The 12,310-nt window shown below is 58.4% G+C and carries 13 protein-coding genes; 6 read left to right on the top strand and 7 right to left on the bottom strand.

Annotation, left to right across the window (positions count from 1 at the left end):
- Positions 1 to 104: 104 nt before the first annotated feature.
- Both K0H48_RS30130 and grxD read left to right on the top strand, forming a co-directional pair.
- On the top strand, positions 105 to 2,213 hold the full coding sequence (locus K0H48_RS30130; protein ID WP_219337811.1) for a molybdopterin oxidoreductase family protein: 2,109 nt from the start codon (positions 105 to 107) through the stop codon (positions 2,211 to 2,213).
- A gap of 84 nt (positions 2,214 to 2,297) precedes the next feature.
- Positions 2,298 to 2,636 carry a Grx4 family monothiol glutaredoxin gene (grxD, locus tag K0H48_RS30125; protein WP_058421605.1) on the top strand — a complete coding sequence of 113 codons (339 nt, stop codon included), beginning with the start codon at positions 2,298 to 2,300 and terminating at the stop codon, positions 2,634 to 2,636.
- 132 nt (positions 2,637 to 2,768) lie between these two features.
- Here the strand turns inward: grxD and bfr are convergent, their stop codons facing one another.
- Entirely contained in the window at positions 2,769 to 3,239 is a 471-nt protein-coding gene (gene bfr / locus K0H48_RS30120; RefSeq protein ID WP_017137040.1) for a bacterioferritin, read from the bottom strand.
- Between the two features lie 201 nt (positions 3,240 to 3,440).
- Complete coding sequence (locus K0H48_RS30115) at positions 3,441 to 3,659, bottom strand: bacterioferritin-associated ferredoxin (RefSeq protein ID WP_010564137.1); 219 nt, start codon at positions 3,657 to 3,659, stop codon at positions 3,441 to 3,443.
- Between the two features lie 243 nt (positions 3,660 to 3,902).
- Here K0H48_RS30115 and K0H48_RS30110 point away from each other — a divergent pair, with 243 nt between their 5' ends.
- The gene (locus K0H48_RS30110) at positions 3,903 to 4,505 is read left to right on the top strand and encodes a peroxiredoxin (protein WP_003172097.1); all 603 of its coding nucleotides are present in this window, start codon (positions 3,903 to 3,905) and stop codon (positions 4,503 to 4,505) included.
- 276 nt (positions 4,506 to 4,781) lie between these two features.
- Here K0H48_RS30110 and rnt read toward each other — a convergent pair whose 3' ends face one another.
- Together rnt and pyrC are read right to left on the bottom strand one after the other, a co-directional pair.
- A complete protein-coding gene (rnt, locus tag K0H48_RS30105; protein WP_083359903.1) occupies positions 4,782 to 5,453 on the bottom strand; it encodes a ribonuclease T in 672 nt (223 codons plus the stop codon).
- Positions 5,450 to 6,496: a dihydroorotase gene (gene pyrC, locus K0H48_RS30100; protein WP_219337810.1), complete on the bottom strand. Its 1,047-nt coding sequence runs from the start codon at positions 6,494 to 6,496 to the stop codon at positions 5,450 to 5,452. Before pyrC ends, rnt begins: the two co-directional genes overlap by 4 nt.
- 156 nt (positions 6,497 to 6,652) lie before the next feature.
- Between pyrC and K0H48_RS30095 the strand changes: the two genes are divergently transcribed.
- From K0H48_RS30095 to K0H48_RS30085, 3 genes are all read left to right on the top strand, one after another.
- Positions 6,653 to 7,561, top strand: a complete 909-nt coding sequence (locus K0H48_RS30095; RefSeq protein ID WP_219337809.1) for an OmpA family protein — start codon at positions 6,653 to 6,655, stop codon at positions 7,559 to 7,561.
- Positions 7,562 to 7,690: 129 nt separating this feature from the next.
- Positions 7,691 to 8,908: an argininosuccinate synthase gene (locus tag K0H48_RS30090; protein ID WP_003208700.1), complete on the top strand. Its 1,218-nt coding sequence runs from the start codon at positions 7,691 to 7,693 to the stop codon at positions 8,906 to 8,908.
- Between the two features lie 635 nt (positions 8,909 to 9,543).
- Positions 9,544 to 10,176: a response regulator transcription factor gene (locus tag K0H48_RS30085; protein ID WP_138816592.1), complete on the top strand. Its 633-nt coding sequence runs from the start codon at positions 9,544 to 9,546 to the stop codon at positions 10,174 to 10,176.
- Between the two features lie 85 nt (positions 10,177 to 10,261).
- Here the strand turns inward: K0H48_RS30085 and K0H48_RS30080 are convergent, their stop codons facing one another.
- The 3 genes from K0H48_RS30080 to rsxB form a co-directional block, all read right to left on the bottom strand.
- Complete coding sequence (locus tag K0H48_RS30080) at positions 10,262 to 10,444, bottom strand: PA3496 family putative envelope integrity protein (protein ID WP_219337808.1); 183 nt, start codon at positions 10,442 to 10,444, stop codon at positions 10,262 to 10,264.
- Between the two features lie 107 nt (positions 10,445 to 10,551).
- Positions 10,552 to 11,190 carry an endonuclease III gene (nth, locus tag K0H48_RS30075; protein ID WP_017137046.1) on the bottom strand — a complete coding sequence of 213 codons (639 nt, stop codon included), beginning with the start codon at positions 11,188 to 11,190 and terminating at the stop codon, positions 10,552 to 10,554.
- Positions 11,191 to 11,259: 69 nt separating this feature from the next.
- Entirely contained in the window at positions 11,260 to 12,228 is a 969-nt protein-coding gene (gene rsxB / locus K0H48_RS30070) for an electron transport complex subunit RsxB (protein WP_219337807.1), read from the bottom strand.
- Positions 12,229 to 12,310: the final 82 nt, after the last annotated feature.

Raw genomic sequence — 12,310 nt, 5'->3', positions numbered from 1 at the left:
GCTCACGGTCTGGCCTATGCCCTTTGATTCACGCGGCGAACGTTGCTGGTGCGCATGCCGGTGTCGGGCCATAGTTGGGCCAAAGCCCAATAAAGAGACTGGCCATGACCAAGACTCTCCACCACCGTGCCTGCCATCTGTGTGAAGCCATCTGTGGTCTGACCCTGGAAACCACTCAGGCGCACGACGGCAGCCTGGCGATCACCTCCATCAAGGGCGACCCGCTGGATACGTTCAGTCGCGGACATATTTGCCCAAAAGCCGTGGCGCTGCAGGATATTCAGAACGACCCCGACCGCCTGCACCAGCCCATGCTGCGCGTGGGCAGCGACTGGCAGCCAATCCCGTGGGATGAAGCCTTTGCGCTGGTAGCCGATCGCCTGGCGGGCATCCAGGCCCGGCATGGGCAGAACGCGGTGGCGGTTTATCAGGGCAATCCCAGCGTGCATAACTACGGGTTGATGACCCACAGCAACTACTTCCTTGGCCTGTTGAAGACGCGCAATCGGTTTTCCGCCACCTCGGTGGACCAGTTGCCCCATCACCTCACCAGTCACCTGATGTACGGCCATGGCCTGTTGCTGCCGATTCCGGATATCGACCACACCGACTTCATGCTGATCCTGGGCGGCAACCCGCTGGCGTCCAACGGCAGCATCATGACCGTGCCCGACGTGGAGAAACGCCTCAAGGCCATCCAGGCGCGTGGCGGCAAAGTGGTGGTGGTTGACCCACGGCGCAGCGAGACGGCGGCGATTGCCGATCAGCATGTGTTCGTGCGGCCCGGTGGCGACGCCGCGTTGCTGTTCGGGCTGCTCAACACCTTGTTCAGCGAAAACCTGACCCGTGACAGCCATTTGCCGATTGCAGGCCTTGAGGCTGTGCGCCAGGCGATTGCCGGGTTTACCGCTGAAGCCATGAGCCGCCAGTGTGCGGTGCCTGCCGAGCAGATTCGCCAGTTGGCGCGGGACTTCGCGGCGGCGGACGCGGCCGTGTGCTACGGGCGCATGGGCGTATCGACCCAGGCCTTCGGCACGCTGTGCCATTGGCTGGTGCAATTGATCAACTTGGTCACGGGCAACCTCGACCGTGTCGGTGGCGCCCTGTGCACCACGCCGGCGGTGGACCTGGTGGCCGCCACTGGCGGTGGGCACTTCAATCGCTGGCAAAGCCGGGTGTCCGGTCGGCCGGAGTACGGTGGCGAGTTACCCGTATCGGCCCTGGCCGAAGAAATGCTCACCGCAGGTGAAGGGCAGATCCGCGCCTTGGTGACGGTGGCCGGAAACCCGGTGCTGTCCACGCCTAACGGTCGCCAACTGGAGAAGGCCCTGGACGGCCTGGAATTCATGGTCAGCGTCGACCTGTATATCAACGAAACCACGCGTCATGCCGACCTGATCTTGCCGTCCACTTCGGCGCTGGAAAACGATCACTACGACACCACGTTCAATATGTTTGCGGTGCGTAACGTCACCCGCTTCAATCGCGCGATCCTGCCCAAGCCTGCCGGTGCGTTGCATGACTGGGAGATCTTTGTCGGTTTGGCCAAGGCCTTCGCTGCGCACACCGGTGTTGCGCTCAAGCCAACCGTGGCACCGGCACAGATGATCGACTTTGGCTTGCGCGCCGGGGTTTATGGCGATGCTTCCGAGCACAAACTGTCGGTGGCCATGCTCGCCGAGCATCCCCATGGCGTGGACCTGGGGCCGCTCAAGCCCAACCTGGCCGCCCGCTTGAAAACCGCCGACGGCCAGGTGCAAGCGGCGCCTGCGGTGATCCTGGCGGACCTGGCGCGCTTTGCGGCCCAGCCGGTGCCAATGGTCAATGAGCTGTTACTGATCGGCCGTCGGCATGTACGCAGCAACAATTCCTGGATGCATAACTATCACCGCCTGGTGAAGGGCAAGCCGCGCCATCAACTGCATATGCATCCCGACGACCTTGCCAGCCGGCAACTGAGCGATGGGCAGTGGGTGCGCGTCAGCTCACGCATTGGCGAGATCGAAGTGGAAGTGGTGGCCAGCTTGGACATGATGCCCGGCGTCGTCAGCCTGCCGCACGGCTGGGGGCACGGTCGGCCGGGCGTGCGCATGAGCATCGCCAGCAGCCAGCCTGGGGTCAGCGCCAACGACCTGACCGACGAGCGGCAATTGGACGAATTGTCTGGAAACGCCGCGCTCAATGGCGTGCCGGTGCAGGTGGCCGCCGCATAAGGCCCGAGCACTGCGCTGGAATTTTGCGTTACAATGCGCCACCGTGCCGACCTGTGAGTCGCAAAGTTCCAGCCGAGGTGTTCCATGGATATCATCGAAACGATCAAAGAGCAGATTGCCAATAACACCATTCTGCTTTACATGAAGGGCGCCCCGAACGCTCCTCAGTGCGGTTTCTCCGCGAAGGCTTCCCAGGCCATCATGGCGTGCGGCGAGAAATTCGCTTACGTGGATATCCTGCAAAACCCGGAAATCCGTGCCAACCTGCCGAAGTACGCCAACTGGCCAACTTTCCCACAGCTGTGGGTAGCCGGTGAGCTGGTCGGCGGTAGCGATATCATCACTGAAATGGCAGCTGATGGTTCGTTGCAAGCGTTGATCAAAGAAGCAGCGGTAAATGCGGCAGCCAAGACTGACGCTTGATCCGAATGCAATAAAAAGCCCCGCTTCTCGAAAGAGAGCGGGGCTTTTTTGTGATCGTTCCCACGCTCCGCGTGGGAATGCATCCTGTGACGCTCTGCGTCACCATGCTCAAGTGGGAACGATCTTCAGCGCTTATTCACCCATCTGCGATTGCAGGTAGTTTTCCAGGCTGACTTTAACGATCAGACCCAACTGAGTTTCCAGCCAGTCGATATGTTCTTCCTGATCTTCCAGGATATCTTCCAGCAGTTCACGGCTGCCGAAGTCACCTTTGGTTTCGCAGTGAGCGATGGCGGCCTTGAGGTCGCTGTGGCTTTTTTGCTCGAACTTCAGGTCGCTGCTGATCATTTCCTGGGTGTGCTCGCCGATGTTCAGCTTGCCCAGGTCCTGTACGTTCGGCAGGCCTTCCAGGAACAGGATGCGCTTGATCAGCGCGTCGGCGTCCTTCATGGCCTTGATCGATTCTTTGTATTCACGCTTGCCGAGCTTTTCCAGGCCCCAATCGTCATACATGCGCGCATGCAGAAAGTACTGATTGATCGCGACCAGTTCATTGGCAAGGATTTTGTTGAGTTGCTGGATGACTGAGATGTCGCCTTTCATGACTGGGGTCCTGCCCTGTAATAGCTGTGTATAAGGCGGAGTTTGAGCGGCGAAATCTCTAGTGTCAAACCTAAGTTATTGAATAATAAATGAAAATTAATCGGAATAAGAATGTTTGTGTTCCGCGTCTTGGCGCTAACTAATTGAATTACGGGCATAAAAAAACCGGACACTAAGTCCGGTTCTTCAAAACACGCCTATTTAAGCGTGTGTAAATTCTGCTGAGTAGGGGAGCGCGGCCTGGGCTGTTTGCAGCTGCGTCAGGGTTTCCCGTACCACTTGCTTGGCGAGGCAAGCACATTTGCCGCACTGGCTGGCAACGCCGGTGGTTTCACGTACTTCCTTGTAGCTGCAGCAACCTTCGTAGATTGCTTCGCGGATTTGTCCGTCGGTGACGCCAGTGCAGAGGCAGACATACATAAGGGAGAACCATCGCGGGTTTAAGGCTTAAGTGCGATGGATCTTAATGTTAACGAGAATGATTGTCAAAGTAGATTCGCAGGCTATTGCCAGGTACCTGCGGCGCGCTGACGAACGGTTTTTTCAGTGTATGATGGTCGGTCTTCACGAAGCGTGACTGCGTCACAGGGCTGTCGCTTAACTGCGCCAGACTTGGGCCGGTCCTTTTACTTCAATCGTCACCCTTACATCAGGAGATACCCAATGAGCGTACTCGTCGGCAAACAAGCCCCGGATTTCGACGTACCTGCCGTCCTTGGCAATGGCGAAATCGTAGACAGCTTCAAACTGTCTGAAGCCATCAAAGGCAAATATGGCCTGGTGTTCTTCTACCCGCTGGACTTCACCTTCGTATGCCCGTCGGAGCTGATCGCTCTGGACCACCGCATGGACGATTTCAAGGCGCGCAACGTTGAAGTGGTCGCCGTTTCCATCGACTCCCATTTCACCCACAACGCCTGGCGCAACACCGCCATCAACGATGGCGGCATCGGCAAAGTCAAATACACCATGGCTGCCGACATGAAGCACGACATCGCCAAGGCCTACGACGTTGAGTCCGAAGGCGGCGTAGCGTTCCGTGGCGCGTTCCTGATCGACGACAAGGGCGTTGTGCGCTCGCAGATCATCAACGACCTGCCGCTGGGCCGTAACATGGAAGAGCTGATCCGTCTGGTTGACGCCCTGCAATTCCACGAAGAGCACGGCGAAGTCTGCCCTGCCAACTGGAAAAAAGGCGACAAAGGCATGAACGCTTCGCCAGAAGGCGTTGCGGCTTACCTGACCGAGAACGCCGGCAAGCTGTAAGCCTCGTTTCAGGTACAAAAAAACCGGCCTGTGAGGGCCGGTTTTTTTATGCACGGGAATAGATTCTGTGGCTGAGTTTCGGGATCAGCGGGACTGTTGTGGCGAGCGGGCTTGCCCTGCGTTGGGGCGCGTAGCGGCCCCTGGTACAGGCAACGCGGTTTAACGCAAGAGTGCGTCGACTTAATTGGGGCCGCTTCGCAGCCCAACGCGGGGCAAGCCCGCTCGCCACAACAAGCCCGCTCACTAAAAATAAGCGGGCATGCCACCAAGGCACCGTCAGTCGTTGAAGTCTTCCCAGCCGCCCATCTGTTTCCAGCGATTGACGATGCCGCAGAACAGATCGGCAGTCTTCTCGGTATCGTAGCGAGCCGAGTGGGCCTCACGTCCGTCAAAGTCGATACCGGCCGCCTGGCAGGCTTTCGCCAGTACCGTCTGGCCATAGGCCAAACCGGCGAGAGTGGCGGTGTCGAAGCTGGAGAACGGGTGAAACGGGTTGCGCTTCATGTCCAGCCGCGCCACGGCAGCATTCAGGAAGCCGAGGTCGAAGCTGCTGTTGTGGCCAACCAGAATCGCGCGTTTGCAGCCATTGGCCTTCAACGCTTTGCGCACACCACGGAAGATATCGGTCAGCGCCGCTTCTTCACTCACGGCCATGCGCAGTGGGTGGTCGAGCTTGATCCCGGTGAACTCCAGGGCGGCAGCTTCGATATTCGCGCCTTCAAACGGCTCCACACGGAAGAAGTGCGTGTGTTCCGGGAACACAAAACCCTGCTCATCCATGCCGATAGTGGTCGCGGCGATTTCCAGCAATGCGTCGGTGGCGCAGTTGAAGCCACCGGTTTCTACGTCGATGACAACCGGCAGATAGCCGCGAAACCGCTCGGCCATCGGGTGGCGGGAGCCGCCACCACTGTGCTCGTGTTCGTCGTCGTAATGGTCTTCACTCACTTGCTTTCCTCCAGCAGGCGCCAGCGCAGTGTTTCACCGGCGCGCAGCGGGATAACAGTCAGCTCGCCAAACGGCAGGCTGGCAGGGGCGGTCCAGTCTTCACGAACCAGGGTAATGCGATCGGTATTCGCCGGCAGGCCGTAGAAACGCGGGCCGTTGAGGCTGGCGAAGGCTTCGAGCTTGTCCAGGGCGTTGCGTTGTTCGAACGCCTCGGCATACAGCTCGATGGCGGCATACGCGGTATAGCAACCGGCACAGCCGCATGCGGCTTCTTTGGCGTGCTGGGCGTGGGGCGCCGAGTCGGTGCCGAGGAAGAACTTCGGGCTGCCGCTGGTGGCGGCGTCCAGCAAGGCCACCTGGTGGGTGTTGCGCTTGAGGATCGGCAGGCAATAGAAGTGCGGACGAATCCCGCCCACCAGCATGTGGTTGCGGTTGTAGAGCAGGTGATGCGCGGTGATGGTCGCGCCGACGTTGGCCGAAGCCTCGTTGACGAACTGCACGGCGTCGGCGGTGGTGATGTGCTCGAACACGACCTTGAGGGTCGGGAACAGCTCGACCACACGGCGCATATGCTCGTCGATGAAGATCTTTTCACGATCAAACACATCCACGTCGCCACGGGTGACTTCACCGTGGATCAGCAGCGGCATGCCGACTTCAGTCATGGCTTCGATCGCGGGCAGGATCTTGTCGATACTGGTCACGCCGGAGTCGGAGTTGGTAGTCGCGCCCGCCGGGTACAGCTTGGCGGCGTACACAAAACCGCTGGCCTTGGCCTCGCGAATTTCGGCAGGCTGGGTGCGGTCGGTGAGGTAGAGCACCATCAACGGTTCGAAGCGGCTGCCGGCCGGGCGCGCAGCGAGGATACGCTGGCGATAGGCATCGGCTTGCTCGGCATTACGCACCGGAGGTACCAGGTTAGGCATGATAATCGCGCGGCCAAACGTGCGCGCTACATCGGCCACGGTTTGGGGTAACGCAGCACCATCGCGAAGATGAATATGCCAGTCGTCGGGACGCAGCAGGGTCAGGCGGTCGGACATTGGGGATTCCAGGCGGGTCAATCTGGTGGGAATGCTACCGGAAAAGACTCTTGCAGGCACTCGCTATCAAGTTTTGCCGCACGTGTCCGATATCCCTGGGTATGCCTTAACGACGTATGACGCTTTGAAGTGTTGTAGAAACCAGTGGAGCCTCCCGTGCGCCAGCATTATCTAGCCCTGCTCAGTGTGTTCGCCAGCCTGCCTGCGATGGCACTCACATTCCAGACACGTCTGGAGAACATTGAGTGGAAGGTGGAAGGCGACCAATTCGAGTGCCGCCTGACCCAGCCGATCACCGATTTCGGCTCGGGGGAGTTCGTGCGCAGGGCCGGCGAGCAGGCCACATTTCGCCTCAAAGCCTATAGCGGCGCGCTCGGTGCGGGCTCGGCGACCTTGTTGGCGGCGGCGGCACCCTGGCAACCGGGCCGTGGTGATATCAACCTCGGCGCCGTGCGTGTGGGCAGTGGCGACGTGCTGTTCAACAGCTCCCAGGCGCAGGCCGGGCGTTTGTTCACTGGTTTGCTCGAAGGGCGCAGCCCCACCGTGCGGCATTACGGGCGTGAGGGCGGCTACTCGGAAATCCGCCTGTTGCCGGTGAAATTCAACAAGGCCTTCAACGACTATCAACTGTGCACCACCAAGCTGTTGCCGATGAATTACGATCAGGTCAAACAGACCGAAGTCGGCTTCCCCGGCGGCGGTATCGAGCTGGACGCTGCAGCCAAGAAGAAGCTGGACGTGATTCTTGCGTTCATGAAAGCCGACCCGACAGTTAACCATGTCGAGTTGAATGGCCACTCAGACAACAGCGGTAACCGCCTGACCAACCGTGACGTCTCGCGCCGTCGTGCCCTGGCGGTGATGGACTACTTCAAGGCCAATGGCATCCAGGAATCGCAGATCACCCTGCGTTTTCACGGTGAAAGTTACCCACTGGCGCCCAATACCAATGCCGCCAACCGCGCCCGCAACCGTCGCGTGAATATTCAGCTCGAACGCGTGGCGGCCCCCGAGAAACCGGCGCCCCAGGCCACTGGCCCGACCAGCGCGGCACACACCTCCTAAGGTGCGACCATCGGTCGCCCGCTCGACATAATCTGTCGCTTTATCTTCATTTGCTGTCGCGCCTCTGTAAATTCACGCTTTTGGTCGGTAGAATCGACGGCTTTCCGTACAACCCCGTGGAGTGATGGCATGGCCGACGTAAACAAGGTCGTTCTCGCGTATTCCGGCGGCCTGGACACTTCGGTGATCCTCAAGTGGCTGCAGGATACTTATAACTGTGAAGTGGTGACCTTCACCGCTGACCTGGGTCAGGGCGAAGAGGTCGAACCTGCACGTGCCAAGGCGCAAGCCATGGGCGTGAAAGAGATCTACATTGACGACCTGCGCGAAGAATTCGTCCGCGATTTCGTCTTTCCGATGTTTCGCGCCAACACCGTCTACGAAGGCGAGTACCTGCTGGGTACTTCCATCGCACGTCCGCTGATCGCCAAACGCCTGATCGAAATCGCCAACGAAACCGGCGCCGACGCCATTTCCCATGGTGCTACCGGCAAGGGCAACGACCAGGTGCGTTTCGAACTGGGTGCCTACGCCCTCAAGCCAGGCGTGAAGGTGATTGCTCCTTGGCGTGAATGGGACCTGCTGTCCCGTGAAAAGCTGATGGATTACGCTGAAAAGCACGCAATCCCGATCGAGCGTCACGGCAAGAAGAAGTCCCCGTACTCGATGGACGCCAACTTGCTGCACATCTCCTATGAAGGCGGCGTGCTGGAAGACACCTGGACCGAGCACGAAGAAGACATGTGGAAATGGACCGTCTCCCCGGAGAACGCTCCAGACAAGGCCCAGTACCTGGAACTGACCTACCGTAACGGCGACATCGTTGCACTGGACGGCGTCGAAATGACCCCGGCCACCGTGCTGGCGACCCTGAACCGTATCGGTGGCGAACACGGTATCGGCCGTCTCGATATCGTCGAGAACCGTTATGTGGGCATGAAGTCCCGTGGCTGCTACGAAACCCCGGGTGGCACCATCATGCTGCGCGCCCACCGCGCTATTGAGTCGATCACCCTGGATCGTGAAGTGGCTCACCTCAAAGACGAGCTGATGCCCAAGTATGCCAGCCTGATCTACACCGGTTACTGGTGGAGCCCGGAGCGTCTGATGTTGCAACAGATGATCGACGCCTCCCAGGTTCACGTGAACGGCGTTGTGCGCCTGAAGCTGTACAAGGGCAACGTGATCGTTACTGGCCGCAAGTCCGATGAGTCGCTGTTCGACGCCAACATCGCCACCTTCGAAGAAGACGGCGGCGCCTACAACCAGGCAGACGCGGCAGGCTTCATCAAGCTGAACGCGCTGCGTATGCGCATCGCCGCCAACAAGGGTCGCAAGCTGTTCTGAGTGCTGCCCTCGTTGTAAAAAATGGCCCCTTGTTCAAGGGGCCATTTTTTTGTCTGCATATAAAGGCAGGTGCCTTAAATACAGCCTGATGTTTAAGCGATGCGCTGTCGTTTAAGTTTTGTTGAATATCGAAGTTAAACGCGGCCGTTTCAGCGGTGGCGTGTTTATTTCTGTACGACTGAATGAATTTTTTACACCTGCACAGGAACTATGTCTTACGGAAAATTCACTACCTAAGTACGGCGAGTATGTAGGGCGCTGAAACTTCTGTAGGAAATAGGGATGTAAACAGGTATGTTGAATGGAACTAAAACAGTTGATTTTTTTTTCAGTTGTTCGCTGGCCTTGCGGCGACAAGCAAGGGGTATTTCCTGAAAGTCATGTGCGGTACATTTACCTCATGCCCATTTTGCGGTGCATATTTCACTCAAAATATGTATGGCCCCGGAAAGTTCTGAAGGGTTCCATAAAACCGTATGCGCCAGAGTTTGTGTTTTTTTGTAGGTTAATTCCTATATCGTTGTGGGTTGGGTCTCTGCTTGCTGTTGCTTGGGGGGGAGCGCTATGCCAACTAGGAAACGACTAGGCTATTGTGCTTGCTCTAAATAATTCGAACAGCGAAATTGGACTTTCTCATGAATAAAGTGCTGATCGTGGATGATCATCCCGTCATTCGTCTTGCTGTGCGCATGCTAATGGAACGTCATGGTTATGAAGTCGTTGCCGAGACTGATAACGGCGTCGATGCGTTGCAACTTGCACGGGAACATATGCCGGACATTGTCATTCTGGATATCGGAATACCCAAACTCGATGGCTTGGAAGTTATCTGTCGCCTGGCGTCTACCAAGCAGGCTGCGCCCGTCAAGGTGCTGGTGCTGACGTCTCAGGCGCCTGGCCATTTTTCCATGCGCTGCATGCAGGCGGGGGCGGCGGGCTACGTGTGCAAGCAGCAGGACCTGACGGAGTTGTTGAGCGCCATCAAGGCGGTGCTCTCCGGCTACAGCTATTTTCCCAACCAGGCGCTCAACTCGGTACGCTCGACCATGGGCAATGCCAGCGAGGCGGACATGGTTGAACGCTTGTCGGGTCGCGAGATGATGGTGCTGCAGCAACTGGCCCGAGGCAAAACCAACAAGGAAATCGCCGACGGCATGTTCCTGAGCAACAAAACCGTCAGCACCTACAAGACCCGCCTGTTGCTCAAGCTCAATGCACGTTCCCTTGTGGACTTGATCGAGCTGGCCCAGCGCAACGGCCTCGTGTAGACACGGGTGCGGTTGCACACCAAAACCTGAAAACCCGGCAAAAAAAAGCCTCCGTCAGGGAGGCTTCCGGCCGTCAGCGCATTGATCAGAGGTCGAAGTCGTAATCGGCCAGTTGTTTTTGCAAGCGTCGCTCTTCCAGCAGGTTGTCGATAGTGCGGCGTTTGCTCAAATTGGTCTTGGCCACCTCTGCCACAGGGGCTTCCCCTTCGTCATCCGTCACTTCAACGAGATCGTCTTCTACATCCAGTTGTTCTTTGCCAGTGCTCATAAGGTTAACTCCGGGCTAAGACTGCCGTTGGCGCTCCTTATAACGATAATCCACGAACGGGTAAAAAAGATTTTTTCAATCGACTGATCGAGAAAACCAATGAACCCTCAATCGTCGGAGGTTTTGTCCTTGTATTCGCACAGGTCTTCGATGCGGCAACTCCCGCAGCGAGGCTTGCGGGCCTGGCATACGTAGCGCCCGTGCAGGATCAGCCAGTGGTGGGAGTCGAGCAAATACGGCTTGGGTACAAACTTCATCAACTGCTTTTCTACCTCGACCACATTCTTGCCGCGCGCGATGCCGGTTCGGTTGCTGACGCGAAAAATATGCGTGTCCACTGCCATGGTCAGTTGCCGGAACGCGGTATTGAGCACCACGTTGGCGGTTTTGCGGCCTACGCCGGGAAGGGCTTCCAGGGCTTCGCGGGTTTGCGGCACTTCACTGCCGTGCAGCTCAACCAACAGGCGGCAGGTCTCGATAACGTTCTTGGCCTTGCTGTTGTATAGGCCGATCGTTTTGATGTACTCCGACAAACCCTCCACACCCAGGGCATAAATGGCGGCTGGCGTATTGGCCACCGGGTACAGCTTGGCCGTAGCCTTATTGACGCCAACGTCGGTGGATTGTGCCGACAGGATCACCGCAATCAGCAACTCGAACGGCGACGAGTAGGCCAGCTCGGTCTTGGGTTCCGGATTGTCTTCATGAAACCTGCGGAAAATTTCCAGGCGTTTTGCGGCGTTCATGGGGCAGTTGTTTCCTTGCAGGCGATCAGCGCGATTGTAGCAATACGCAGGGCAGGGTTTATCGCCGGTTTATGCGCTGTTATGCGCATCCACTTGGCGTTGCGCGTCATCGAGGTTGCTTTGCGCCTCGGCCAGTTGCTGTGGGGCGGCGTTGAGATCCTGGGCTTTCTTCAATTCAGCGCGGCGCATGGCCAGCTGGATTTTAGCGCGCTTGAGGTCGGCGCCGTTACTGGGCGCCGTTGCAGGCATCGGTGTGCTCTGTACTTCCAGGGCGGCCAGCGCCTGCTCCGCCGCTTCGAACTGCTGTTGCAGCACGATCAACTGCGACTGCTGCTCAAAGGTCGGTGGATGTCCGAATGCCTTGAGTGATTTATGCAGTTGGGCACGGCTCATGGCAACGGCGATCTTGGCTTTCTTGACCGCTGTATCCCGGGCCGCTTGAGTGTCATCGGCTGCTACGGGGGCAGCCGGCGGTGCCGAACGTTTAGCCCGCGCCAGGCGCTCGGCGAGCTTATGCGCTTCCTCGCGTTGCAGCCGCGCATTGCGTTGCTCAAAGCGTCGCCGCGCGCGGTCGCGCTTGAGAGTACGCGCCTGGTGTTGCAGATCATTGGCTGCCAGGCCGCCGACAATCGCCAGCACAGTGGTCGCTGGGCGCATTTCAATGCAGTCCACAGGGCAGGGCGCAACACACAGGTCGCAGCCGGTGCACTCATCCATGATCACGGTGTGCATCAACTTGGCGGCGCCGACAATCGCATCCACCGGGCACGCCTGGATGCACTTGGTGCAGCCGATGCACTCGGCTTCGCGAATGTAGGCGACCTGGGCCGGGGCTTCGCCGCGAGTGGTGTCCAGTTCCAACACCGGCACGCGCAACAGGTGGGCCAGGCCAGCAATGGTTTCCTGCCCACCGGGCGGGCACTTGTTGATCGCCTCGCCCTGGGCGATGCCCTCGGCGTAAGGCTTGCAACCCGGATGCCCGCATTTGCCGCATTGGGTCTGCGGCAGCAGCGCGTCGATACGTTGAATCAAGTTCATGGGGTGATCATTGGTATGCCGGTTGAACAAACAGGGTCTGTTGGAGTGGCTAGTGAGTCTGTTGTGGCGAGCGGGCTTTCTG

The organism is Pseudomonas sp. Xaverov 259 (assembly GCF_019352915.1).
Classification (GTDB): domain Bacteria; phylum Pseudomonadota; class Gammaproteobacteria; order Pseudomonadales; family Pseudomonadaceae; genus Aquipseudomonas.
This window is presented reverse-complemented; position numbering and strand designations above follow the sequence as displayed.

What these genes read in the sequence shown, in the direction of transcription:
- K0H48_RS30130 (WP_219337811.1), top strand. Translation starts at nt 105, where the DNA reads ATGACCAAGACTCTCCACCACCGTGCCTGCCATCTGTGTGAAGCCATC.
- grxD (WP_058421605.1), top strand. Translation starts at nt 2,298, where the DNA reads ATGGATATCATCGAAACGATCAAAGAGCAGATTGCCAATAACACCATT.
- bfr (WP_017137040.1), bottom strand. Translation starts at nt 3,239, where the DNA reads ATGAAAGGCGACATCTCAGTCATCCAGCAACTCAACAAAATCCTTGCC.
- K0H48_RS30115 (WP_010564137.1), bottom strand. Translation starts at nt 3,659, where the DNA reads ATGTATGTCTGCCTCTGCACTGGCGTCACCGACGGACAAATCCGCGAA.
- K0H48_RS30110 (WP_003172097.1), top strand. Translation starts at nt 3,903, where the DNA reads ATGAGCGTACTCGTCGGCAAACAAGCCCCGGATTTCGACGTACCTGCC.
- pyrC (WP_219337810.1), bottom strand. Translation starts at nt 6,496, where the DNA reads ATGTCCGACCGCCTGACCCTGCTGCGTCCCGACGACTGGCATATTCAT.
- K0H48_RS30090 (WP_003208700.1), top strand. Translation starts at nt 7,691, where the DNA reads ATGGCCGACGTAAACAAGGTCGTTCTCGCGTATTCCGGCGGCCTGGAC.
- K0H48_RS30085 (WP_138816592.1), top strand. Translation starts at nt 9,544, where the DNA reads ATGAATAAAGTGCTGATCGTGGATGATCATCCCGTCATTCGTCTTGCT.
- K0H48_RS30080 (WP_219337808.1), bottom strand. Translation starts at nt 10,444, where the DNA reads ATGAGCACTGGCAAAGAACAACTGGATGTAGAAGACGATCTCGTTGAA.
- nth (WP_017137046.1), bottom strand. Translation starts at nt 11,190, where the DNA reads ATGAACGCCGCAAAACGCCTGGAAATTTTCCGCAGGTTTCATGAAGAC.
- rsxB (WP_219337807.1), bottom strand. Translation starts at nt 12,228, where the DNA reads ATGAACTTGATTCAACGTATCGACGCGCTGCTGCCGCAGACCCAATGC.